Genomic DNA, 24,815 nt, shown 5'->3' with positions numbered 1-24,815 from the left:
GGTCGCTCCGCACGCTACGCTTCTGTGCCACAGAAGGCACCTGTCCGTACCACTGCCGGAGGCACCGATGCCCAACAACGAGTTCGGGGATTTCCAAACCCCGATCGAGTTGGCGCGCTTGTTGGTGAGCACCCTGCCCCGTCGCAGCTGGACCCGTGTCCTCGAACCCACCTGCGGTGTCGGGAACTTCCTGTCAGTGTTGGCCCGGAGTCACCCCGAGGCAGAGCGCGTCGGGATCGAAGTGCAGCCCGAGTATGCCTCTTCTGCATCACGATTCGGCAAAGTCATCACCGCATCGATCTTCGACTTCGACTTAGCGCGCGATGTCGACTGGACGTCGGAGGCCGGCCCGACTCTCGTCATCGGTAACCCGCCGTGGGTGACCAACTCACAACTGTCGGTGCTCGGCTCCGCGAATCGGCCTCCCCGCGCGAACACCAAGAACGCCCGCGGAATCGACGCGATCACCGGTAGCTCGAATTTCGATATCGCAGAATACATCTGGATCAAGCTCGTCACCGAGTTCAGCGTTGGACCGGCGACCATCGCGATGATCTGCAAGACCCAGGTGGCTCGAAATGTGCTGTTGCACTGCGCTCGGCACAATCTTCCGGTCACCGGCGCGACACTGAGGATGATCGACGCGAAGAAGTGGTTCGACGCAGGGGTCGATGCCTGCTGGTTCACCGTGGAACTCGGTCCGGGCACAACCGACTACACCGCACAGACCTATCCGAGCATCGATGCATCGAAGCCGGACAACAGAATCGGTGTCGTCGACGGCCGATTGGTCGCGAACGTCGACGCCTATGAGCGCAGCAAGCGTTTCGACGGCGTCAGCCCTCTCATCTGGCGGCAGGGCATCAAGCACGACGCCACCGCCGTCATGGAGTTGAGCGAACACGACGGTCCACGAACCAAACTGGGAATCAGCGTGAACATCGAGCCCGACTACCTGTTCCCACTGTTCAAGTGCACCGACGTCTACCGCGACAAGCTGGACTCGGTGTCCAGGTGGATGATAGTGCCGCAGTCGCACACCGGTGACGACACCGAGTTACTTGCATCGACCGCGCCGAAACTGTGGAAATACCTGACCGACAATGCCGCTGCGCTCGACGGTCGGAAATCGTCGATCTACCGCAAGAGGGCTCGCTTCTGCATCTTCGGCGTCGGTCCCTATACGTTCGCGCCGTACAAAATTGCGATCTCTGGGTTTCACAAAATTCCACAGTTCAGGATGGTCGGCCCGTACGACGGCAGACCAGCGGTGTTCGACGATGCCACGTACCTGCTCCCCTTCGAGGATCCTGCGTCCTGCGCAGTCGCCTTCGCGGTGTTGACCGGCACCGAGGTATCGGATCTCATTGCTGCGTTGGCATTCTGGGACAGCAAGAGACCGGTGACCAAGAAGTTACTGCAGCGCATCGATCTCGCGGCCATTGCACGCGCCACGGACCACGTAGCACTGAGGCATCGCGCGTCGACAGGGCCGTTTCCCGTCGACCCGGCAGCCCTGGATCGCGCGATCGACTGGTTCCGCACGCCGACGGCGTCATCGACATAGGCTCGCGACGTCGGTAGTCATCGTGAGGAGATCGCCATGTCAGTGAAGTCCGAATCGACCACCCCTCGGCACGTGATGCCGAAGAAGCAACTGCTCGCAGTCAGCATCGGAAACGCGGTCGAGTGGTACGACTGGACTGTCTACGCGACGTTTTCGATCTACTTCGCCACTCAGATCTTCAACGGCGACAACCCTGCTCTCGCGCTACTGAGCACCTTGGCCACGTACTCGGTGGCATTCTTCTTCCGGCCACTCGGCGGATTGCTGATCGGACGCTTCTCCGATCTGAAGGGCCGACGCCGCGCGATGATTCTGACGATCGCGATGATGTCGGGTGGGTCGTTCGCGATCGCCGTTCTCCCCACCTTTGCCGTCGCCGGGTGGATCGCGCCGATTTTGCTGTTGCTGGCTCGGATCATGCAGGGAATGTCGATGGGCGGCGAAGTCTCCAACGCATCGGCCTACCTCGCCGAGATCGCACCGAACAACCGGCGCGGACGCTACTCGTCCTTCTACTACGTCTCCACCGGCACAGCCATTCTCCTCGCGTCACTTCTCGGCGCGTATCTCACCTTCGTTCTCGACGACGCCCAACTGAACTCATGGGGCTGGCGCGTACCGTTCGTCATCGGCGGACTGCTCGGCGTGGTGGGGCTCTGGATGCGCCGCGGCATGGCCGAAGCCGACAATCAGGAGCGCAACGCCGTCAAGGCGAAGGCTGTGCGAAACCCGTTGTGGATGACCATGAAACATCATCCTCGTGCCGTTCTACAGGTCATCGGGTTCGTTCTCCTCGCAACCCTCGCCTACTACACGTTCTTCTCCGCGATGACGCCGTACGCCGTCAAGCAACGCGGCGCGGACGCCAACGACGTGTTCGTCGCCTTGTCGATCGCGACAGCGATGTTCGTCGCGTTGCAGTACCCCATGGGCGCACTCGCGGACCGTATCGGCCGCAAGCCGCAATTGCTCACCTACGCTGCCCTGTTCGCGGTTCTGATCATCCCGCTCTCGAAGTTGATAGGGCCGTCGTTCATCAAACTGCTGATCGTGTTCTGCGTCGGCCTGCTGCTGTTCGCGATGTGCTCGGCCATCATTCCTGCTGTTCTGGCCGAAGCCTTCCCGGCAGAGCTGAGAGGCGTGGGTATCGGTGCCTGGTACAACCTCACCGTTGCACTGTTCGGCGGTACCGCTCCCCTACTGGTCAACGCGTTGTCCGATGCGGGCCACGCCGACTGGTTCTTCTACTACCTCGCGGCAGCCGCCGTGATCTCGTTCCTGACGATGGTGTGGATGCCGGAGAAGCGCGGCCAGGACTTGGACTGAACACAGGCGACACTACGATCGGATGGCAGACACCGCCCGAGGCAGTAGGAGAACCATGCATGCGTTCGACGACGCAGTCCAACTCGAGGTAACAGGCGACGGTGCCTATCTCGGCAAGACGTCACCGCCGTACAACAACATGGTCGGCCCGTTCGGCGGCGTCACCGCGGCGACGTTCATCCGCGCCATCGAACTGCATCCGGAACGGCTGGGAACGCCGGTCTCACTGACGGTGAATTTCGCCGGACCGGTTGCCGAGGGTGATTTCGAGATCTCGGCGCGCCCCGTGCGAACCAACCGGAGCAACCAGCACTGGTACTTGGAACTGACGCAGAACGGAGCCGTCGCCACCACCGCGACTGCGGTGTTCGGTGCACGTCGCGAAACCTGGGACGACATCGAGGCGACGGCTCCTGCCGTCCCCTCCCCTGCCGACACGCACCCGGGCGGGTTTCCCGAGGCCATCGCGTGGGCCCAGAACTACGAGATGCGTTTCGTGACAGGCGCTTTGGGTGATCAGGCATCGACCGACTCGAGCGAGACCCTGTGGATTCGTGATACCCCACCGCGGCCGCTGGACTTCGCTGCCCTGACCTCTCTCAGCGACGTGTTCTACCCACGGATCTTCCAGCGTCTGGGTCAGTACGTGCCGGCCGGAACGATCTCCCTGACGACCCACTACTTCGCGACGCCCGAGGATCTCGAGCAGCACGGCGACGGATACGTACTGGGCACCGCACGAGCACGCCGATTCCACCGGGGCTACTTCGATCAGACCGCGGAGTTGTGGAACGAAGGTGGAAGTCTGCTGGCCACCAGCCATCAGATTGTGTACTACAAAGGCTGAGTAGGCGCGTCCATCTCCGTCAGCAGCCGGATCATGAAGTTCGGCTGCGTTTTGCGACGTACTTCCTCGACCGTGACTCCTTCTGCCAACTCCCGCAGAACTAGTCCGCTCGGATCGATATCGAATACACACAGCTCGGTTATTATCCGCCGAACGACCTGTAGACCTGTCAGGGGAAGCGAGCACTCGTCGACAATTTTGAAGCCCCCATCACGGGCTGTATGTTCCATCAACACCACGACGCGTCGTGCGCCTTGAACCAGGTCCATGGCACCGCCGGGGCCTTTGATCATCTTGCCCGGGATCATCCAATTGGCGATGTCACCGAGTGCAGAAACCTGCATTGCACCGAGCAGCGCGATATCTATCTTGCCACCGCGGATCATGCCGAAGCTGGTGGCAGAGTCGAAGATCGACGCGCCGGGCCGGAGTGTGACGGTGGCCTTACCGGCATTCACCAGGTCCGCGTCCTCCTCACCCGCTAAGGGATATGCACCGGTGCCCAGCACGCCGTTCTCCGACTGCAAGACCAGGTCGACCCCGTCGGGTACGTGGTTCGGCACGAGTGTGGGCAACCCGATACCCAAGTTGACGTAGTCCCCGTCACATAGTTCCTGGGCGGCCCGTGCGGCTATCTTCTCCCGAACATCGTTGCTGTCGAACAGTTCTCCTGACGCAGGAGTCTCTGCCCGTGTCGTCCGCTTCTCGATCCGCTTGTCCAACACTTGCATGGCCGTGAGCTCGAGAACCCGATGCACATAGACGCCAGGAAGGTGGATCTCGTCGGGGTCCAGATCCCCTGGCTCGACGAGCTCTTCGACTTCGGCGACAGTGACCTTGCCCGCCATTGCCACCACCGGATTGAAGTTCTGAGCTGATCGGTGGAAGACCAGATTTCCGTGGCGATCCCCTTTCCATGCCCGTACCAATGCGAAATCACAGACAATCGAATCCTCGAGTACGTAGCTACGCTCGACGCCCCCGAAATCGATGGTTCGCACCTCTTTTGCCGACGACTTCACTGCCACTGATCCATCGCGGTCGTGCCGCAGCGGCATCCCACCCTCCGACACTTGGCTGCCGACACCCGAGGCGGTGAAGAAGGCCGGGATTCCTGCCCCGCCGGCCCGAAGCTTCTCCGCAAGCGTCCCCTGCGGGACGAGCTGCACTTCGAGTTCACCGTTCAGGTATTGCCGCTCGAACTCCTTGTTCTCCCCGACGTAGGAGCTTGTCATACGTCGAATGCGATTCTCTCGGAGTAGAAGGCCGAGACCCCAATCGTCCACGCCGCAATTGTTCGAAACGACGTCGAGATCCTCCACCCCGTCATCGAGCAACGCCTGGATGAGCACGCTCGGGATTCCACACAAACCGAATCCGCCGACCGCGATGGAGGCACCGGTCTCGATGCCTGCAATCGCATCCTGTGCTGTTGCGACCGTCTTGTTCATGAAGCGTGCGTCTCCTTGTTCTCAGACGAGTGCGAGTAATTCGACGCGATCGATCGCGTCGACCAGCGTCGCTTCGGTGACCAGGGCCGCCGTGTTCAATACGTGCGGTGCTGTGAGCGCGGCAGTAGCGAGCTCACGAATCTCCGCGCTGGTCGGCGCGTGCATTCCCATATCGGACAACGACGTCGGAAGCCCCACTGCGCGAAGCAATTCGGTCACCTCTTCGATTACCTCGGAGCGATGGTGCTCGAGCGCGAGTTGAACGAGGAGGCCGTAAGCAACGTGATAGCCGTGCAGGAACGATCGAGTCCCGCGACCGGCCATCAGCCCCCGGGTCATGCAATGCGCGATCGACAGTCCACCGTTCTCGTAGCCGATCCCGGACATGAGCACGACGGCCTCGATCACCGACTCGACAGCCGGGGTCAGTTCAGCGTTCTCGACGGATTTGACCGCCTCCACCGCATATCGGGTGAGGACGTCGTAGCAACCCGAGGCGACGATCGAACCGATCCCGAGCGGTCGAGTCCCCTGCATCGTTGTTCCGCTTCCGTCGCGGCAACCGTCGGCTTCGAACTTCTTGGACAATGCATCACCGATTCCCGAGATCAAGAATTGAACGGGGGCTCGAGCGATCAACTCGGTGTCGACGACCACGCAGGTCGGGTTGAGATTCAGGTGATCCACTTCGCACAGGACGTGATTGTCGTTGTAAATGGCCAGAACTCGGGCGGTGGGTCCATCGTTCGACGCGATCGTCGGGCACGTGATCATCTCGGCACCCAGATCGATCGCGACACCCTTGGCAAGGTCGAGCGCCTTACCACCGCCGACACCGATGACGACATCGTGGCGACGATCTGTGACCGCAGCGATATGATCGGCGATGTTCGCACGGGTCACGTCACCCGAACTCGGTAGCACCGTGCAATCGACGTCGGCGTGCTCGAACGACTCCGTCAGAGTCGATCCGAGCATCTCGAGCACGAACTCGTCCACGATCAACAGGGGATGTCGCCCGTGCCCGGCGGTAAGGGTCGCCAGGTTTCGGATCGCTCCCGGGCCCTGGATGTACTGGCGAGGAGCGCCGAATTGCCGGTATTCGGCTGTCACAGGAACTCCCAGTTCCCTGTCACCACTGCGTTCGTGATCGCGTCCTGGTCCAGTCCGAAGAGCTGCTCGTTGTAGGACTGCGAACCGCAGGGATGAAATCTGTCGTGTAACCCAATCCTGGTGATCGGAACCGCGATGCCGTTGTCGTGCACCACTTCGGTGACGGCGGAGCCCAATCCACCGGACCGCAGACCGTTCTCGACGACAATGACCCGACCTACTGTCGATGCAACCTCGATGATCGCCTGCTCGTCCAACGGTTTGATCGTCGGCATGTGCAGCACGGCCGCTGACACTCCCAGCTCTCCAGCAGTATCTGCGGCCTTCATGGCTCGTTCGGTCATGAAACCTGTGCTGATCACCGCTACGTCGGTGCCTTCACGAACCAACCGTGCCTTACCGACGACGAACTCGAAACTGTTCTCGTCGAACACGATCGGGACCTTGCCGCGCAGATTGCGTATGTAGAACGTCCCGGGGGTGTTGGCCGCAGCCCTAACCGCATGCCGAAGCTCGACGGCGTCGCACGGGTCTATCACGGTCAGATCCGGAACGCTCCGCATCACAACCAGATCCTCGAGCGATTGGTGCGTCGCGCCGTACGGATTGACCAGGCCTGGTGAGCCGGCCACGATCTTGACGTTCGCGTTGCTATGGGCACAAGCGATCGCGATGAAGTCCAAGGCCCTGCGAGAGAGGAAGGCAGCATAGGTAGCGCAGAAGGCAGTCTTTCCGACTTTGGCCAGACCGGCCGCCATCATGACTGCGCTCTGCTCTGCCACACCGGCATTGAAGTATCGCTCGGGATAAGCGTTCATGAACGGCACGATGTCGGAGTACTTGGACATGTCGGCGCTGAGACCGACGATCGACGAGTTCGACTTGGCCAGCTCCACCAATTCGTTGCCGAACGGTGCAGTCTCGTACGGGCCGCGGACGTCGGCGATCTCGCCCATGCCGCCTGCCCTGTTCAGAAGATCAGACATTGTTGTTCTCCAATTCCGATATGAGCGAGGCCCATTCGCCCGGTTCGACGCGGACGAAATGCGCCCGTTCACGGTTGACCAGGGTCGGTACCCCGTGGCCCGGTGTGGTGCGTGCGATGATCACTTTCGGTCTGTCGGTGACTGGTTCGAGCTGATCGAAGGCAGCACACAATTCACCGATATCGTTGCCGTTCACCTCGACGACTGCCCAGCCGAACGAAGCCCATTTGTCGGCAATCGGCTCCATGTCGAGAACCATCGGACCGTCGGCCTGGATACCGTTGCAATCGACGATTGCGGTGAGGTTGCCGCATCGAAAGCTACTTGCGGACATGGCCGCTTCCCAGGTAGAGCCCTCCTGAAGTTCGCCATCCGACAATTCGACGACAACTTTTGCGTCTCTGCCGTCGAGACGTAGGCCGAGTGCCATTCCGACGCCCTGTCCCAATCCGTGGCCCAGGGATCCCCCGGTGATTTCGACACCGGGAGTCTCGTCGAACGTACTCATCGGCAGCGCGCTTCCGTTGAGTCCGTATGTCGCGATTTCGTCGTCGCTGAGAATTCCGAGCTCAGCAAGTACAGCGTACAAAGCGACGGAATAGTGGCCGGTGGACAGCAAGAATCGATCTCGTTCGATCCAGTCGGGATTGTTCGCATCGAATCGCAGTTGCCTGAAGTAGACGACGGCCAGCACATCTGCGATTCCGAGACCCTGCGCGATGTATCCCTCGCCCTTGTCAGCAGCCATGTTCATCATTCGGTGCCGAAGCGCAAAGCTTTTGTCGCGCAACTGCTGTGTCGATATCCCGTTGCCTGTGGTGGTAGCGATGACAGTCATTCAGTGAACCTCACTCTTGTCCTGTGTCTTGTAGCTGTCGTCGGCGTGGAAGGTTCCGTCGATGGTGATACCGCCGTCGACCTCGAGCACGATGCCGGTGACGAACGACGCGTCGGTCGAGACCAGAAACGAGATGACGGACGCGACTTCTTCGGGATAGCCGAAACGCATGAGGGGAGTTCGCATGAGTAGTCGATCGCGATCGAGAGTGCCGCCTGCGAGGCCGGACTGCATCATTCCTGTGTCCATGTATCCAGGTGCGACGGCGTTGACCCTGATGCCTCTCCTGCCCCATTCCGCAGCGAGTGTGCGGGTCATCCCGACAACACCGGCTTTGGCCGTCGAGTAGGCCAGTCGGTGCGGTAGCCCGAACGTGGAGCCGACCGATGCAAGATTCACGATCGCCGGCGCAGCCGACTTCAGCATCCGCGGAAATGCCTCCCTGCTACACCGCATCGCACCGCCGAGGTGAACGGAGAGTTCATGGTCCCAGCGATCGGACTCGATATCCTCCGCGTTGGCACGCGAGATGATGCCCGCGTTGTTGACCAGCACGTCCACGCCGCCTGCGACAGCGTCGATGAGCCCGAAGCAGGCCCGGACCGACGCATCATCGGTCACGTCGATCTCCGACGCGGTTGCGGTGATTCCGGACGCGGTCAACTGATCGACGGCTGCCTCGGCGCGAGCGAGGACGATGTCGGCGACGACGACGTGAAACCCGTCCTCCCCGAGTCGTCTCGCCGTGGCAAGTCCCAGTCCCTGTGCTCCCCCAGTGATCAACGCGACGCGTGTCATGAAGTTCTCCCGATTTCGTCGGTAGAGATCAGCAACGATCGATCGTGCGCTTGCTCGACTCCGATGTCGTGCAATTCCCGATCCGATTTCTCGCTGAGTGGCTCCCACTTGATAATCACGCAGGCGATCAGTCCGATCAGAGGTGCAGCCGTAAGGATGAGCAGGGTTGTCGGCGTACCGAAGGCCTCACGCATGACAGGGAAGCAGAACAACCCCACTACGCCCGCCGCACTACGCGAAATGGTGACCAATTGTGAACCTCTGGCCCGCAGTTCGCTTCGATAGGCCAGCGGGCCCATGGTCAGGCCGGCTGTGCCCGGAGCAGCGGCGTGGCAGAAGATGAAGAACGACGGCACCAGGAATCCGGCAATGACGGGCATATCGGACCACATAGCGAGAATGAGTATCGCGGAGGCAACGCCCGCGAAGCCCCATGCCGAACTGATACGAACCCCGAAGCGTCGGGCGAAGTACACGGCGAGAACACCGCCGACGATCCCGAAGAGGTTGAAGACGATCGAACCGGTGATGGCCATCGCAAAACCTGAGCCGAAGAGATCCATCGAAATGATCGGTAGGTAGAAACCAATGGCGAAGTACTGCAGTGCCTCGGTGAAGCCCACGATATTCGCCAGGAGCGTCCGCTGCCGGTATTCCTTGGCCCAGAGCGCTGACCACTTGACCTTGACTGCCGGGGCGGCGATCACAGGGGCGACGCGGGTGCCGTCCACGGTGACCTCTCGGCCGAGGATGCGAGTCAATGATCGAGCAGCACCGGATAGATCACCACGCGCCGCCAGCCATTTCGGACTTTCTGGCATGAACCATATTCTGGCCAGAAGCAGCACGAAGGCGATGGCTGCAGCTGTGCCGAGGCTCCATCGCCAGACGTCGAGGCCAGCGCCGAGTTCGTAGGCAGCAAGGGTCACGAGCAGTGCGAGGCTCGTCGAGATGTACCACTGTGCTTGCGAAAAGCTCAACCAACTTCGCTTGTTCTTGGGTAGCAGTTCTGCCAGGTACGCGAGGGCGATTCCCAGGTCGATTCCGTAGGCGATTCCGCCGATCAGTCTGCCGCTGAGCAACATTCCGTATGAGTCCGCGGACATCATGGTCACTGCACCGATCACCGCGAGAAGCTTCGCGAAGACCAAGAATCGAACGCGCCCGATGCGATCACCGAGTTTGGCGCACGTCAGTGCCGCGAGAATGCTCGCGCTGTAACCAATGGCGCTCAGAGTGCCTACGTCGTTGCCGCCGAGACCCAATTGCTCACTGATGGCGCTCATTCCGCCGCTGAGCGCGCCGGTGTAGAACGCCTCGAAACCGAGTCCAGCGAGGGCAAGTCCAAGAATGATCCAGTGCATCCGGCCCTTGACGCCACCCTCGTCGATGATGCGTTCCACATCGCTGGGAGAGCTGATGGTCAGGCTTTCGCCCACTCCGGTTTCTGCGTGGGTCGTCATGCCGACTGTCCTTCGAGTGGCTTGACGGCCTTCGCTTCACTTTCGATTGCCATCGCGTCGCCGTCGTCGAAGGGCTCCCACATGATTGCCTTGCAAATCCCCACGCCGATCAGCGGTACGACAGCGAAGATGGTGATGGTGGTCGACAAGCCGTACGCGTCGACCATGTTCGGGAAGGCATAGAGGCCGACGATGCCGCCAAGGCTCTGCGAGACCGTCGCAATCTGCCCCCCACGACCCCGCAAGTTGCTCGGGTACGCCATCGCCGCCATCGTCAGGCCTGATGCACCCGGCCCTGCCGAGTGGAAGAAGATGAACATTGCGGGCACCAGGAACATCAGTGCGATCGGGAGCGAATCGAAGAAGACACCGAGTACGAGGATCATTGCGGCGACAGCAAGGAACCCGTACATGGCGGCTCCATGGGCCCCGAGCTTGCGAGCAACCCAGATAGACGCGAGGCCGCCGATGATTCCGAAGATATTGAACACCAGGGAGCCGAATATTGCTTCACCGAAGCCCTTGCCGAAGAGCGTCAGCGCGATGACGGGAAGGTAGTAGGCAACCGCGTAATACTGCAGAGCCTGCATCGCTGTTACGCCGTTCGCCAGAATGGTGCGGCGCCGGTAGGTCTTGTTGAACAGATCCGTCCACTTGGCCGTATCCGGGCGATCCGCATCGACGGCAAGGATCCCCGAGGCGGGAAAGATCGGCTCGATCTCGTACACCTTGTTCAGCGACTTCTTCAACCGCACCAGGTCGTTCTTTTCGGCCAACCACCGCGGACTCTCCGGCATGAAGAGCAACTGGCCCACGGTCACGATCACTGCGAATAATGCTGCGGCTGCGAGTGACCAGCGCCAGATGTCGAGTCCGACGTCCAGGTTGTACAAGCCGAGAACGACGAGCAACGCGAACGAGCTGGAGATGTACCACTGCGCCTGCCAGAAGTTGAGCAAATGCCGGCGTAACTTCGGCAGAAACTCTGCGAGGTACGCCATCGCGACACCGAGGTCGATACCGTAGGCAGCGCCCGCCAGACACCGGCCGAGAACCAGTATCCAGAAGTTCGGGGCGGTGGCCATGATGATCAGCGCGACGACGGCAACGATCTTGGCCAAGACCATCAGCTTGACCCGGCCGAGGCGGTCCGCCAGAAACCCACATGTCAATGCAGCGATCAACGTGGCGACGTAGCCGTAAGAGCTGACGAGGCCCACTTCGTTTGCGCTCAGACCGAGCTGTTCGGTCATCGGGCTCGTACCTGCGCTGAGCACCGCCAGGTAGAAGGCCTCGAACGCTATGCCACCGAGTCCGAGAACGAGCAAGAGTTTGTGGCGGCGCGTCTTTATGTCTTCGAGGTCGATCAGATCATTGATTTCGCGAACCGAATTGATCTTCAGAGATCGCATATCGGATTCCGTTCTGTCACAACCGGTCTGGTTGTGTCCGACTAGATGGATAGGGAGGGTGACGAGGGAATGCGGAGGGCGTCGAGGGGGGCCTCGAGCGAGAGATCAGGCAAGTACGGAGCGAGCGCATCAGCACCGTAGTAGCCGTAATTTGCGCCTGCAGTATGTAATCCGGCGGCCCTTCCGCCCAGAATATCTTGAGGACCGTCGCCCACATACCAGGATCCGGTCGGGTCGATACCAGAACGTGCGACTCCGAGTAGGATTGGAGTTGGATCGGGCTTCCGCTGAATCGAATCATCGGCTGTGACAATGCAGCTGAGCAGAGAAGAGTCGATTCCGACCCAGTCGAGATCGAGCAGAAGTCGCTGTCGCGACTTGTTGGTCACTATACCGAATTTCGTTCCGCTCGAGTTCAATTCAGCAAAAAGATCGTGCATTCCGTCGTAGGGCGTGACCAGTTCGTAAGCACCTGCCAGGTAGTGCTTGCCGTACGCCTCGACGAGTTCGACGGGATCGCCGTCGGACCAGGCCGCGAAGACCTCGACCGGCCGAGGAGCCATCAACACGTGCGGATCTTCGAGTTCAGCCGGTAGGGGCACGCCGAGCTGCTCCTCGAAGGTCTGCCTGTATGCGGCAATGATGGCGGCACCGGAGTTGATCAGCGTGCCGTCGAAATCGAAGAGAATTCCGCCGGCACCCATTGGATTTGCCATGTTCAGTGTTTCCCCACCGGCTCGAAGGCGAAGAACTGTGCGGGGTTGACCACGAATATCTGGTGAATCATCTCGTCGTTCATCCTGGACCGAACCTGTGACAGCAGGCCCGAAAAGCCAGGCGCACCCCCGTAACTCGGCTGATAGCTGGGCCTGCCCAGGTCACCCGACACCATGATCTTCGTGAATCCCTCGTCGAACAGCTTCTCGACGAACGAGATGCGAATGTCGTCCGAGGGATATTTCGGTTTCGTCCAATGGTCGAAACCGAGCCACGCTCCGGTGTCGGCCAGTGCACGAATATAGTCGAAGTCGAGGTTACGATCGACGTGGCCGATCAATATTCGCCCCGGGTCGACGCCGGACTGCTCGAGACCTGCTATCTGCATGTCGCCGAGGGTGCCTGCCTGACAATGTGTGGAGATGGGCGCTCCGGTCGCCAGGTGGGCCAGGGCAGTCGCTTTCAGGACCTTCTGCTCGTCGTCGAGAATTCGATCGGTCCGGCACGTTCCGTACTTGATGACCCCCGAACGTAGCGTCGTACCTTCGACTCCGACGGACACGTCGTCGATGAAGCGTTGCGCCAGTTCGTCTTCGCCGTCCGTCTTTACTGAATCCGGGTAGTAGATGCCCTTCTGATAGCCCGAAGCCGAGATGACGTGCACATTGCTGCGTTTCGCAGCCGCATGAAGTTTCCCGGGGTCACGGCCATAGTCCGCAGTCGTCATCTCGACCAGCGCGCCACCACCCATTTCCTCGAAGTCGTTCAATTCGGACACCGCGTTGTCCACACTGTCGAGGGTCATGTCCGTATCCTCACGAGTGGCCCACTCGGGTGGAGCGGTAAACAGGTGTTCATGGCACAAGGTATGGCCGAGATCCTTCGGATCTATATCTCCCAGAACGGTTCTGACAATCATCGTTTCTCCTCGTGGGAATGCGAAAAGGCGTACTGCTGAGCCCACACCGGCGCGAGTGGCACCAGGAGTGCCCTGTAAGTACGAAACATCTGGTCATAGGTGTCTGCGGTATCGGGATCGGGGTCGTACACGGCACCGTCGCGGACGAGTGTGGACGCAGCGTGCGTGAGATCCCGGTAGTGATCGACGCATACACCTGCGAGCATCGCGGCTCCGAGAGCACCGGATTCGGGTACATCGGGCACAACCATCTGCTTCTGCAGAACATTGGCTATCACCTGGCACCACGCCCTGCTCCGTGCTCCGCCTCCGGTGAGCCTGATTTCGGTGATCTCCGTCGGCATGGATTCGTAGCAGTCGCGAATCGCAAGGGCAGTTCCCTCCAGGACGGCACGGATCAGTTGGTCCTGAGTGGTCTCGATGCCGAAGCCGACGAAGCTGCCACGCGCTTGTACGTTGACGAAGGGTGCGGTTGCGCCCGCGGTGTTGAGATACGGGTGGAAGATCAGTCCGCGATTACCCGGTTCGGTTCGGGCGGCAGCGCTTTCGACCACGGCCCCGAATGTGGTGTCACCGTCGGCTATCCGCTGTGCCAAATCTGAACAGAAGGTGTTGACAACCCAATCCAGACATAGGGTTCCACCTCCCGAATTGGTGATCTGACGCTGCCATCGGTCTTCGGGCATCATGAAACTGAACCCGACGCCCGGCGGATCGAACAGCGGCTCGGAACTCGATGTGCCGTTCATCAAGCTTGTCCCCAGAGTGGTCGTCGCCTGCCCGTCTCCCTGAGCGCCGACACCCAACATGTTCGCCGTTGCGTCCCCGCACCCAGCGGCCACGGTCGTTCCGACCGGCAACCCGGTGATCAGGGCCGCCTCGGCCGTCACGAACCCGAGAATGTCATTGCTCTTCAGAACCTTCGGGACCATGGACAACGCCTCTGGAATGCCGAACAACTCGAAGATCTCGCGGGAGGTCGTACGGGCCGCGAGATCGCACGGCCAGAAGGAAAGATCGGATTCCTCGGTGGCAACAACCCCGGTCAATCGGTAATTGATGTAGTCCTTGGCAGTGAAAACTGTTGCAGTGCTATCGTATTGCTCTGTCTCGTACATTTTCAGCCATGCCAGCAATGGGTAGGGCATACCCGGGATCATGGCGTTTCCACCCAACGAATACAGCCTGCCGTCAGCATCACGTTCTATTGCATCGTCGAGGATGTCCGCGGCGCGAGCATCCGGCCAGCACACCGCGTTGGCGACGGGCGTACCCACCTCGTCGAGGGCCCAGAGCCCACCCATATGACCCGTCACACCGACAGCCAGAAACTCGGCGTCACCGGGAAGCTTCGACACCACTTCGGCGATCGTTGCTGCCGTGGCCTTCCACGTCGTATCGCACTCTTCTTCGTGCCGATCGTTTCCGGTTCGAACCGAGGGCGTCGGACAGCCGGCTTCGGCGAGTAGCTCACCGGTGAAGGCGTCGACCGCAATACTCTTGATGGAACTGGTTCCTTTGTCCACACCGATAAGGACTGCGCGGGCACGCGTCTCAGTGGGCATCGAGCACCTCCGCAACATTGTCCAGCTCACCGTGAACAGAGTGGACGAACTCTTGCCGATGGTTTCGAAGCAGCCCGGCAAGTGCGGCTGCTGCCGATTCTGCCGTCGGATGGTCGCAGTGGACGTACACCGGAGCAACAACGCCCGCAGCGGCGGCAGCTCCGGCGATCGCGCCGCACGATCCCTCCCATACGGAGCCGATGATCTCATCGATGGTGGACTTGTAGGAGGCACCGACAAGCATTCCTGGATGCCCGTTGCCCGTGACGCGAAAAATGATGGGAGACAATCCCACTCGGTGTGCCACCACAAGATCTCGCACATGCTCCGGGCCGTATCCGGACGGTGCGAACCTGGATACGAACGAATCGAATTCCGCGAACCCAGGCCCGTACACGGTCTTGACGACTACGCCTTGAACGACGTGATCGAATGTGGAGTACTGACCGACGTCGACATGCCATCCGTCGACCTCATGAGCGTCACGGTGGGCCGGTCCGACTTCGGATGTTCCGGCATGGCGCGAGGTTGCGGCGGTCATGAGACTCCTCTGTCACCGAGTGGCCTTCGGCAAGTACTCGATGGAGTGATTTGCTTTCTGTCCGGATACCGGATAGCGTGTCCGGAATCCGAGAGAACGGTCTCATACGTTCCAGAAAGTGTCAACGGTCACACACGGGGGCAAGTCATGGCTTCTGAGCACACGGTCGACATCGACCCGAAAAATCACATCGCATCCGTGGTCAAAGCCACGAAGATTTTAGAATCGTTCGACCCGGAATCACCCGAACTGACAATCCAGGAGTTGATGAAACGGTGCGGGTACACCCGTACCACCACGTACCGCATCCTCGACACGCTCGAGCTTGTCGGGTGGATCGAACGGACGCCTTCGGGCGGATACAAAATGACTCTGAGAGTGTTCGAGCTGGCATCCAGCGTTCTCGGAAGCTTCGATCTGAGAACCGAAGCGAGTCATGTCATGTCGGATCTGGCCGCACGCTACGACGAAAACGTGTACCTGGTGGTCCCCGACGGCGCGAGGGCAGTGTGCCTCGATCTCATCGAGAGCAGTCGTCCAGTCCGTGTCATGTCGCTGTCAGTCGGGCGGTCGCTTCCACTGTTCATCGGAGGCGCCCCGTTGGCCTTGCTTGCGGAACTCGAGGACACCTACCTCCCACGAGTGCTGGCCAGTGGAACGCTTACATCACCCTCGGGGCAGGAAATCACCGAAAAGCAACTCCGCCGAGTCCTGGCAGACACACGAGCTCGCGGCTACGCGGTCAGCCTCGAAGATGTCACGCCCGGGGTCGCAGCTCTCGGAGCGTGCATCTTCGATCGATCGGGACGCCCAGTGGCCGCGCTCAGCTTCGGCGGCTTCATCGCGAACTTTGCGCAACCTCGCCAGAACGAACTGGCCAGGGCATTGGTCCAGGGAGCCCTATCCATCTCACGCCGCCTTGGGTATATAGGCGGAGAATGATCCACTCCCAGCCATCAGATCGACCGGCGGTGAACAGCATTCGTACGACCGTACTGTGCACAGCGTCCCGCTTAGCAGCGTCGCAATCGTCGTGGCGGTTCTCCCGGCAGCCGACGCGGGCTTAGGGCAAAGGTGGCTATCGTCCGGATATCCCCGCCTTCGTATACTGCATACCAAGCAGCGGGGACCCGAGCTCGAAAAGCTTTGCATCAACTGTTCGATGTAGGTGTCGCACTCGATTCTCGGTACCCGAGGAAGCGTTGGGACACGCTCAGCACGCATGTGCGACGCGACGAAGCCGCGAAGGGCGTGACGTAATACCCATCGGTGCAGCCGACCGGGATCCCAGGGCAACTCTCGATCCGCGGAGTTAGCGAAGTTACTTGCGTTCACGGGGCAACAACCTGTGCATTGCCCGGACGTGTGAGCTGAACGAAGCCGTCTACGCCGTGTGGGTAGCGTGAGTCCATGAACGACACCTCGCACCACATCGACATCATCGCCGCGCCTGGAGTGTTCGCCGATCTCGCCACCGCGCAGGAACTGGCAGCCAGGGCCCTCGCCGCACGCGGATTGTCCGGCGGAATCGTCGACGCCGCAACCGGATCCGATGAGGTCATCGTCGTTCCCGGCGACAGGATTCCCGTCGAGACGTCGTCGTACAGCAGTGCCGTTCGCGTCGACCTGGGACAGTGCGCACCGGACAGATCCCCAGGCATCCGCACTCATATCCGTGGTCGAGGCTTGGACGGATTGCGGTTCGCAATCGACAGCGTCTATTTCCACCGCATCCATCCCGGCACGATCGTGAACTACGGGGATCACCCGGAGCAACGCGTCGAATTGCGTGTGCCGAATGGCGACGGCCCCTTCCCCGTTGCCGTGCTCATTCACGGTGGGTACTGGCGCTCGCGGTGGGAATTCGACCTGATGGACGCGATGGCCGTCGATCTGACCGAACGCGGATACGCCACCTGGAACGTCGAATACCGTCGCCCCGACGAACACGGATGGGATGTGATGACCGGCGATGTCGCAGCCGCGCTCGCCGCACTGGGCACGGCACCCGGTGATCTGGATCTGTCTCGCGTGGTTGTGTTCGGCCATTCAGCAGGCGGTCAACTCGCGCTGCGCGTTGCGGCCGATTCCGTCGACCAAGCGGTGACACCTGCCCTTGCAGTCAGTTTGGCCGGTGTACTCGATCTACAAGTCGGTGATGAGCGCTGGCTCGGCGAGGGCGCGGTGTCGAACGCGATCGGAGCGCGATTTGCCGGTGCGCACGACACGTACGAGTCGTCGTCACCGATCTCGAGGCTTCCCCTCGGTGTCCCGCAGCTGGTGGCGAGCGCTGTGTCGGACGATCCCAACCTGCTCGAGATCAGTCGGGCGTACTACGCCGCCGCAGCAGCCGGCCCGGATTCGGTCGATTACATCGAGGGACCGGGTGGCCATTTCGCCGTCGTCGATCCCGCATCCGAGGTCTACCAAGACATTGTTCGCACCGTCGACGCCCGAATCCGAGGTACCCGCGACCACGCGTCGGAGTGAGTCCGTATCGTGCATGGTGTGACGCGCAGCACACCGATGTGACGCCGAGACTTCAGGAGCGAGATCGATGAAGAGCACCATGCAGGACACCCCACTGTCCATCGGCCAGCTGGTCCGATTCGGGACGTCCATTCACTCCTCGGCCGAGATCACCACCTGGACCGATGGCGGCCCCACCACGGTGACGTTCGGGGAGTTGGGAAGGCGGGCAGCCCAACTGGCGCACGGTCTGCGGTCGATCGGCATCGACGACGATCAGCGCGTCGGCACGTTCATGTGGAACAACGCCCCGCACATGGAGGCCTACATGGCCATTCCCGCCATGGGCGCGGTACTGCACACGCTGAACATTCGACTCTTCCCCGAGCAGCTCACCTACATCGTCAATCACGCCGAAGACCAGGTGATCATTGCCGACGCAAGCCTGCTCCCCCTGCTGACGCCGTTGCTGCCGACGTTCGAGACCGTGCGGCATCTCATCGTCGTAGGGGCCGACCCGACACAGGTTACTGCGCCCGACGGCATCCAAGTCCTGAGTTACGACGATCTGCTGGCCGGCCAGCCGGAGGAGTTCGACTGGCCAGAGCTCGACGAACGATCAGCTGCGGCAATGTGTTACACCTCGGGCACCACCGGCGACCCCAAGGGCGTGGTGTATTCGCATCGATCGATCTATCTGCATTCGATGCAGGGCTGCATGACCGACGCCATGGCAATCGCACAGTCCGACAAGATCTTGGCGATCGTGCCGATGTTCCACGCGATGTCGTGGGGACTTCCTTATTCGGCGCTGATGGTCGGTGCATCGCTGATCATGCCCGACAGATTCCTTCAGCCCGCCCCATTGGCGGAGATGATGTCGACGCTGCGGCCGACTGCCGCAGCGGCCGTTCCGACCATCTGGCAGGCCCTGCTCGCTCACCTGGACGAGCATCCGGCCGATCTGTCGAGTCTGCGTGACGTGGTGGTCGGCGGTGCCGCGTGCCCGCCGAGTCTGATGAAGGCATTCCATGACAAGTACGGCGTCCACATCTCCCAGGCGTGGGGCATGACCGAGACCTCACCACTGGGAACCTCCGGTAGACCCGATGCCGGACTGTCTCCCGAGGACGAGTTCGACTTGCGTTGCACACAGGGACGATTCGTGGCCGGAGTGCGAGCGCGCCTCGTCGACGACGCCGGAACGGTATTGCCGTGGGACGGAAAGGCCGTCGGCGAACTCGAGGTGCGTGGCCCGTGGATCACCGGTAGCTACTACCGAGCAGACGCAGACGACAAGTTCGACGACGGCTGGCTGCGCACCGGTGACGTGGGCACCATCTCCGAGAGCGGATACTTACGACTCACCGATCGCTCCAAGGACATCATCAAATCCGGTGGAGAGTGGATCTCGTCGGTGGAACTCGAGAACCAGGTGATGGGGCATCCCGCCGTCCGTGAGGCCGCGGTCATCGGTGTGCCGGACGCCAAGTGGGACGAACGGCCTCTGGTGGCGGTCGTTGTCCGCGAGGGAGCATCGGTGACGGCCGAGGAACTCAAAGATTTCCTCGACAGTCGCGTCGCGCATTGGCAGTTGCCCGAACGCTGGACCTTCATCGACGAGGTCCCGAAAACCAGCGTCGGCAAATACGACAAGAAGCGACTGCGCAGCTCGCACGCAGACGGGGCGTTGAACGTCATAGAACTGGTGTAGCGAAACACGACAAACCCGGTCGCTGCATTGTGTCAGCAGCGACCGGGCTTGTTCTGTGTCCAGGATTACCCGGTGACACCGGTCAGTTCGTTGGGCGTGTGCGCGAGTTCAGCTGTTGCCGTGACAGTTCCGGCTTCGAGGTCCACGGCATGGACTGCGTTGTCTGCAGGATCGGATACGTAGGCGGTACCGTCCTGGACGAACAGAGCCGGCCGCGGCTCCTGCCATTCGGTGGGCTCCTCCCACGCGTCGACGACTGGAATGGTCTGCGTGACGGTCTTGGTGTTCACGTCGATGACGTGCAGCGCACCATCGGTACCGAGAACGACGGCTTCGCCGGCCGGGCCACGCCCGAGCGAGCGGAAGGTGTAACTGGTGCCGAGGTCGACGAGAGACAACTCGCCGGTGACCGTGTTCGTCAGCGACACGCGGGTGGGACGCTCGAGTTCCGCATCGGGATCGACCTTGTAGTCGCCGAGGATGATGGGTGACGCCTCATCACCGGCCTGATTGCCGATGCGGCCATACGCATCCGGGCTCTGCACCTTGGTGATAGCGCCGTTGCGGTAGATCAACAATCCGTCCTGGCAGCCGACGACGACGGTCTCGCCGCCGGCCACCGCTTCACCGTGCACGCCGGGGCACTCTTCGTTGCGAGCGATCTCTTTGCGGTCGGCATCGAGCACAACAATGCCGGTTCGTTCGTCCTCGTTGCCCACTGTCGTCAGCAGCGACCCGTCCGAAAGCTCCACGGCCACTCCGTGATGCGCCTCGGGCGTCGTGTAGGACTCGGTCTCGGGCTTGCTGCCCGTGAGCAGTGCAGCGGAATCGAACACCTCGACCTTGCCGGTACCGTCGTCGAACAGAACGGTCTTACCGTCATGACGAACGACGTGTCCCGGAGTCGTGGCATCGAACGCGATGTCGGTCAAGGCGGGGGTCGAGGTGTAGTGCTCCGAGCCGTCGGTCCAGGTGCCGGCATCGAGCGCTGTGAATGCGCCCGAGCCGCTGACGAACACATGGCGTCCGTCGCCCGCCGGGTTGAGGCGGGTGAATCCCTCGATACCGCTGATGTCCTCGACGGTGTCGAGCGTCTTGGCGTCGAGAATCAGTACGCCGCCGTCATAGCTGGTGGCAATACGCGGCGTCGCTTCCGAGGCGCTCTGCGCTGCAGTGGTTTCAGCGGTAGTGGTGGACTCTGCTTCCGTGCTCGAATCCGACGAGCAGGCCGCAAGGAGGGCGACCGAGGTGCCCAGCGCGATGACCGCGCCGACAGTTCGTTGAGTTGGAAAGTTCTTCATGACCCAAAGAAGTACAGGTTATTGCAAACGATTGTCAAAGAGTTGAATGCGTACGAATGCATGCGCCGCAGTAACTTTCGCCGCTAGGACAGGCCGGACGCGATGGCGGCAGTATTGAAATCCATCATGTCGAGATATGTCGGGGCCTCGGACTTCTCGTCTCCGAGCGATTCGGTGAACAGCGAGACAACGTCGATCTGCACCCCCGCCTCGGATGCCATCACGTGCGCGAGTCGATCCGGTTGCGAGGTATCGACGAAGATCGTTCTGACGCCTGCAGTCCGCACGGTGTCGGCGAGCTCCGACAGGTCGGAGGCACTGGGTGACGCGAGAGTGGTTCCGCTGGGAATCACGGCCCCCACCACCTCGAAGTCGTAGCGGTCCGCCAGGTAACCGAAGACGTGATGATTGGTTACGAGCTTACGTTTGTCGGGAGCGATCGCACCGAACTGCTCGGTCATTCTGGCGTCGAGCTCGACCAGTCGCGAGTCGTACTCTGCAGCAGCAGAATCGACATCCGCGTCGTCGACGTTGGTCGTGATCGCGTCCCGGATCAGGGCGACCACGTCGCGCATCCGTTCCGGGTCGGTCCAGATGTGCGGGTCCTGCGCCCCGGACGATTGCCCGCTCACATACGGAATCGGGTCGGCGGCGGCGCCGGCCTCGACAATGGGGATACCCTCCGCGCGGGCCGCATCGATCGTCGACACGATTCCTTCTTCGAGCCCAAGCCCATTGGCTATCAGAAGATCGGCCCGCGAAACGCGAGCGGCGTCCGAAGCCGAGATCTCGAACGAATGCGGATCGGAGTTCGGCGGCATCAGCACCATCACCTCGGCCTGATCTCCGACGATGTTCGACGTGATATCGCCCAGAATGTTGGTCGTCACCACGATCGTCGGCGCTCCCGAGGTGTCGGAATCGCTACACGCGGCCAGCATCATAAGCGCGGGAAGCACAAGCAGTAGAACCTTTTTCACGATCCAACCACGCCGATCGAGGCAGGAGTGAAGTCGAAGTCGAAGGTGCGCGCCACGCGGCCGTTGTCTCGGTAGTCGATTTCGATCACGGCGTTGCCCGCCGGGTCTGCGACGTAGGCGCGGGTGCCCGCCACGTGAAGCGATGGCTTCGGGTCGGCCTCGTCATAGGGTGCCGACAGCAGCGGCGTCGACGAGAGTTCCGCCCCGGTGATGGCGTCGAACACCCGAAAGGTGCCATCGGCCTGAAGCGACAGAATGGTCTTGCCGTCGCTCGACACCCCGGTGGAGTGTGCCTCACCCTCGGTGCGCGCCTGAACCCACTCGCCGGTTCTGGTGTCGAGCACCAGCACGCCGGTCTCGGTCGGAGCCGCGACCAACGAGCCGCGCGTTCCTTCGGCGAAGGTGAAGGCGCGATTGCCCGGGTTCGGGTACGGGAACTTCGTGGTGGAGAACTCGTCGTTCGTCGCGTCCACCTTGACCACGCCGTCGGCGCAGGCCACCACGAAGTAGTTCGAGAACACCGCTTCGCCATGCATCTCGGGACACGAAGCGTCCAGCGCACGACCAGGATTGCCCGCGGAGCCACGTAGCTCGAGGCCGGTAGGAAGATCATCCTCGGTGCCGCCGGACGAGACCACGACGTGATCGGACAAGGGGACTGCGATGCCGTGGTGGGGATTGGTTTCGGCCGTTGCGGCGAGGGCCGCATCACCAGCGCTGAGAGAATCGAAATCTACGACATCCGCCTTGCCGGCGCCGTCGAAGAAGACGGCAACCTTTCGGTCTCCTGCGACGACGTGGGCGGGGTGTTCCCCCTCGAGTGCACCGAGATCGACGGGATCCTTGGTGTACGAGTGCGAGTGGTCGCCGTGCTCGATGGTCCACGAGCCCGGGTCGATGAAGCGCGCGCGATCGTCGTCGGTAGCGACGATGTAACGGCCGTTGATCGTCGTCAAACGCGAGGCATTTTCGACGTCGAACGAATGCACGGTCGCTTCGGTGGCGAGGTCCAGAACGTCAATTTTTCCGGAATCGGCATCGGCAACAACGAGTCTCGGCTGGGGACCCTTCACCTCGACGGACCCGGCCTCGGCCGCGAGGTCGCTGCCCGGCTGGGCGGAACCGGTCGATTCGATCGGCGCGTCCTCGTCGGTCTCGGTACTCCCGCATCCGGTGACGACCAGTCCGACGACTCCGAGCATCAAAACAGTTCTTCGCACGTGCATACGCTCCAGACAATCTATTGATAACGATTGTCGTTTACGTTAGACCATTATCGGGTGTTCGTCCGAATCGACTCCCGAGCCGATCGAGCCGCGGCCACGACGAAGAACTGCAGCACCGCAAGGCCGGCAATGGTGGCACCGGCGGCAGTATCGGCGTTCCAGGACACGAGCAGTCCGAATACCGTGGCCGACCAGCCGAACAGAGTCGCGATGATCATCGACACGGGGATGGATCGGCCGAGCAGATATGCCGTGGCCGACGGGGCAACCAGCAGGCCGAATACCAGCAACGTTCCCACGATGCGGAAGGAGGCGACGACGGCCAACACCACCAAGGCCAGCAATACGATGTGCGCGAGGCGAGGCCGGAACCCGAACGTGTGGGCTTTGCGTTCGTCGAACACAAGAGCAACGAACGGCCGATACGCAATCACCGACACCGCCAGTGCAACTGCCGATGCCACGACCAAGAAAACGAGGTCTCCGTAGGTAGCCGACAGCACATCGCCGAACAGGAACGACGTCAGATCGGTGGCGAAGGATCGCGCCCGAGAGACGATCACTACCCCGAGGGCCAACATTCCCACGAACAGCAAACCGATCCCGGTGTCCTCCGATAGTCGGGAATGACGCGTCACCCAGGCCACTCCCCCGATCATCGCGACCGCGCTGATGGCTGCACCAACCAGGAGATTGGCGCTGAGAAGATACGCGACGGCGACGCCGGGGAGCATGCCGTGCGACACTGCTTCGCTGAGAAACGCCATGCCGCGCAACACAACCCATGTTCCGACGAGGGCGCACAGAATCGATACGAGCATGCCCGCAACGAGGGCGCGCTGCACGAACGAGACAGCGAAGGGATCCAGTAGCCAGTCCACGAGATCGAACCCTATGCGATAATGATTGTCGTGAGCGAATCAGTGGTCGTACAGTCCCTCTCCGTTCGGTACCGAAACACCACTGCCCTGCACGACGTGAGCGCACGGTTCGAATCCGGTTCCCTGACAACTCTTGTCGGGCACAACGGCTCCGGGAAGTCGACGCTGCTGCAGGTTCTTGCCGGGATCGTCAAGCCATCGAAAGGTTCGGTGCATACCGGGAGTCGACGCGTCACGTACGTACCCCAGCGAAGCGAGGTCGACGATCGGATGGCTCTCAGCGTCGGCGAGGTCGTCGCCATGGGCACCTGGCCTCGGCGCGGTCTGCTCGGGCGTGCGTCCGCTGATGATCGCCGAGCTGTAGAGCGTGCGCTCGAACGACTGGGACTGACCGAATTGCGTTCACGACGACTGTCGGCGCTCTCCGGTGGGCAACGTCAACGCGCTCTACTCGCTCAGGCCCTCGTCGAGCGCGGTGACTTGGTGCTGCTCGACGAGCCCACCACCGGCCTCGATGCCGAGGTGAAGCAGATCATCGACGGTGTGATCGACGACGAAGTCGGTCGCGGCGCAGTTGTGGTGGTCGCGACACACGACGCCGAGAGTGCGGATCGGGCCGATACGACGATCACCCTCGGACGCGGTGAGATTTTGTCGATCACTCGGTAGGGGCGTATCGACCGAACCACACTCGAGGCCTG

22 protein-coding genes are annotated in these 24,815 nt (G+C 61.4%); 7 read left to right on the top strand and 15 right to left on the bottom strand.

Annotation, left to right across the window (positions count from 1 at the left end; genetic code table 11):
• The first annotated feature begins 67 nt into the window (after positions 1–67).
• The 3 genes from ACFI9K_RS23210 to ACFI9K_RS23200 are packed head-to-tail and all read left to right on the top strand — an operon-like array spanning position 68 to position 3,740.
• On the top strand, positions 68–1,567 hold the full coding sequence (locus ACFI9K_RS23210; protein WP_462665692.1) for a DNA methyltransferase family protein: 1,500 nt from the start codon (positions 68–70) through the stop codon (positions 1,565–1,567).
• 36 nt (positions 1,568–1,603) lie between these two features.
• A complete protein-coding gene (locus ACFI9K_RS23205; protein ID WP_462665691.1) occupies positions 1,604–2,893 on the top strand; it encodes an MFS transporter in 1,290 nt (429 codons plus the stop codon).
• A gap of 55 nt (positions 2,894–2,948) precedes the next feature.
• Entirely contained in the window at positions 2,949–3,740 is a 792-nt protein-coding gene (locus ACFI9K_RS23200; RefSeq protein ID WP_462665690.1) for an acyl-CoA thioesterase, read from the top strand.
• Here ACFI9K_RS23200 and ACFI9K_RS23195 read toward each other — a convergent pair.
• Genes ACFI9K_RS23195 through ACFI9K_RS23145 form a run of 11 tightly spaced genes read right to left on the bottom strand, consistent with a single transcriptional unit; the run spans position 3,728 to position 15,543 of the window.
• Positions 3,728–5,191, bottom strand: a complete 1,464-nt coding sequence (locus ACFI9K_RS23195) for a 3-oxoacid CoA-transferase subunit B (protein ID WP_462665689.1) — start codon at positions 5,189–5,191, stop codon at positions 3,728–3,730. The two genes, ACFI9K_RS23200 and ACFI9K_RS23195, sit on opposite strands and share 13 nt — an antisense overlap.
• 21 nt (positions 5,192–5,212) lie before the next feature.
• The gene (locus ACFI9K_RS23190; RefSeq protein ID WP_462665688.1) at positions 5,213–6,304 is read right to left on the bottom strand and encodes a glycerol dehydrogenase; all 1,092 of its coding nucleotides are present in this window, start codon (positions 6,302–6,304) and stop codon (positions 5,213–5,215) included.
• Positions 6,301–7,290, bottom strand: a complete 990-nt coding sequence (locus ACFI9K_RS23185; protein WP_462665687.1) for a transketolase family protein — start codon at positions 7,288–7,290, stop codon at positions 6,301–6,303. Before ACFI9K_RS23185 ends, ACFI9K_RS23190 begins: the two co-directional genes overlap by 4 nt.
• Positions 7,283–8,128 carry a transketolase gene (locus ACFI9K_RS23180; protein WP_462665686.1) on the bottom strand — a complete coding sequence of 282 codons (846 nt, stop codon included), beginning with the start codon at positions 8,126–8,128 and terminating at the stop codon, positions 7,283–7,285. Before ACFI9K_RS23180 ends, ACFI9K_RS23185 begins: the two co-directional genes overlap by 8 nt.
• Positions 8,129–8,926: an SDR family NAD(P)-dependent oxidoreductase gene (locus ACFI9K_RS23175; RefSeq protein WP_462665685.1), complete on the bottom strand. Its 798-nt coding sequence runs from the start codon at positions 8,924–8,926 to the stop codon at positions 8,129–8,131.
• Positions 8,923–10,389 (bottom strand): MFS transporter, encoded by a 1,467-nt coding sequence (locus tag ACFI9K_RS23170; RefSeq protein WP_462665684.1) that lies wholly within the window; start codon positions 10,387–10,389, stop codon positions 8,923–8,925. Before ACFI9K_RS23170 ends, ACFI9K_RS23175 begins: the two co-directional genes overlap by 4 nt.
• The gene (locus tag ACFI9K_RS23165; RefSeq protein WP_462665683.1) at positions 10,386–11,801 is read right to left on the bottom strand and encodes an MFS transporter; all 1,416 of its coding nucleotides are present in this window, start codon (positions 11,799–11,801) and stop codon (positions 10,386–10,388) included. Before ACFI9K_RS23165 ends, ACFI9K_RS23170 begins: the two co-directional genes overlap by 4 nt.
• A gap of 41 nt (positions 11,802–11,842) precedes the next feature.
• Positions 11,843–12,517 carry an HAD family hydrolase gene (locus tag ACFI9K_RS23160; RefSeq protein ID WP_462665682.1) on the bottom strand — a complete coding sequence of 225 codons (675 nt, stop codon included), beginning with the start codon at positions 12,515–12,517 and terminating at the stop codon, positions 11,843–11,845.
• 2 nt (positions 12,518–12,519) lie between these two features.
• Positions 12,520–13,437 carry a phosphotriesterase family protein gene (locus tag ACFI9K_RS23155; RefSeq protein ID WP_462665681.1) on the bottom strand — a complete coding sequence of 306 codons (918 nt, stop codon included), beginning with the start codon at positions 13,435–13,437 and terminating at the stop codon, positions 12,520–12,522.
• Positions 13,434–15,002 (bottom strand): FGGY-family carbohydrate kinase, encoded by a 1,569-nt coding sequence (locus ACFI9K_RS23150; protein WP_462665680.1) that lies wholly within the window; start codon positions 15,000–15,002, stop codon positions 13,434–13,436. Before ACFI9K_RS23150 ends, ACFI9K_RS23155 begins: the two co-directional genes overlap by 4 nt.
• Positions 14,992–15,543 (bottom strand): hypothetical protein, encoded by a 552-nt coding sequence (locus tag ACFI9K_RS23145; RefSeq protein WP_462665679.1) that lies wholly within the window; start codon positions 15,541–15,543, stop codon positions 14,992–14,994. Before ACFI9K_RS23145 ends, ACFI9K_RS23150 begins: the two co-directional genes overlap by 11 nt.
• A gap of 147 nt (positions 15,544–15,690) precedes the next feature.
• Here ACFI9K_RS23145 and ACFI9K_RS23140 point away from each other — a divergent pair, with 147 nt between their 5' ends.
• The 3 genes from ACFI9K_RS23140 to ACFI9K_RS23130 all read left to right on the top strand — a co-directional run bounded on the left by ACFI9K_RS23140 (position 15,691) and on the right by ACFI9K_RS23130 (position 19,726).
• Entirely contained in the window at positions 15,691–16,485 is a 795-nt protein-coding gene (locus ACFI9K_RS23140; protein ID WP_462665678.1) for an IclR family transcriptional regulator, read from the top strand.
• A 468-nt stretch (positions 16,486–16,953) separates the two neighbouring features.
• The gene (locus ACFI9K_RS23135) at positions 16,954–18,033 is read left to right on the top strand and encodes an alpha/beta hydrolase (RefSeq protein ID WP_462665677.1); all 1,080 of its coding nucleotides are present in this window, start codon (positions 16,954–16,956) and stop codon (positions 18,031–18,033) included.
• A gap of 67 nt (positions 18,034–18,100) precedes the next feature.
• Complete coding sequence (locus ACFI9K_RS23130; protein WP_462665676.1) at positions 18,101–19,726, top strand: long-chain fatty acid--CoA ligase; 1,626 nt, start codon at positions 18,101–18,103, stop codon at positions 19,724–19,726.
• A gap of 65 nt (positions 19,727–19,791) precedes the next feature.
• On the opposite strand, the gene aztD is transcribed toward ACFI9K_RS23130, so the two are convergent.
• The 4 genes from aztD to aztB form a co-directional block, all read right to left on the bottom strand.
• Entirely contained in the window at positions 19,792–21,027 is a 1,236-nt protein-coding gene (gene aztD, locus ACFI9K_RS23125) for a zinc metallochaperone AztD (protein WP_462665675.1), read from the bottom strand.
• Between the two features lie 83 nt (positions 21,028–21,110).
• A complete protein-coding gene (gene aztC, locus ACFI9K_RS23120; protein ID WP_462665736.1) occupies positions 21,111–21,971 on the bottom strand; it encodes a zinc ABC transporter substrate-binding protein AztC in 861 nt (286 codons plus the stop codon).
• A 32-nt stretch (positions 21,972–22,003) separates the two neighbouring features.
• Entirely contained in the window at positions 22,004–23,227 is a 1,224-nt protein-coding gene (locus tag ACFI9K_RS23115) for a YncE family protein (protein WP_462665674.1), read from the bottom strand.
• Between the two features lie 53 nt (positions 23,228–23,280).
• Complete coding sequence (gene aztB, locus ACFI9K_RS23110; RefSeq protein WP_462665673.1) at positions 23,281–24,114, bottom strand: zinc ABC transporter permease AztB; 834 nt, start codon at positions 24,112–24,114, stop codon at positions 23,281–23,283.
• A 21-nt stretch (positions 24,115–24,135) separates the two neighbouring features.
• Between aztB and aztA the strand changes: the two genes are divergently transcribed.
• Positions 24,136–24,783: a zinc ABC transporter ATP-binding protein AztA gene (aztA, locus tag ACFI9K_RS23105; RefSeq protein ID WP_462665672.1), complete on the top strand. Its 648-nt coding sequence runs from the start codon at positions 24,136–24,138 to the stop codon at positions 24,781–24,783.
• The last annotated feature ends 32 nt before the right edge of the window (positions 24,784–24,815 follow it).

The sequence above is a fragment of the Rhodococcus sp. PSi06 genome (assembly GCF_054960675.1).
Note: the sequence above shows the minus strand (reverse complement) of the source record. Positions and strands in the feature narration are given on the sequence as shown.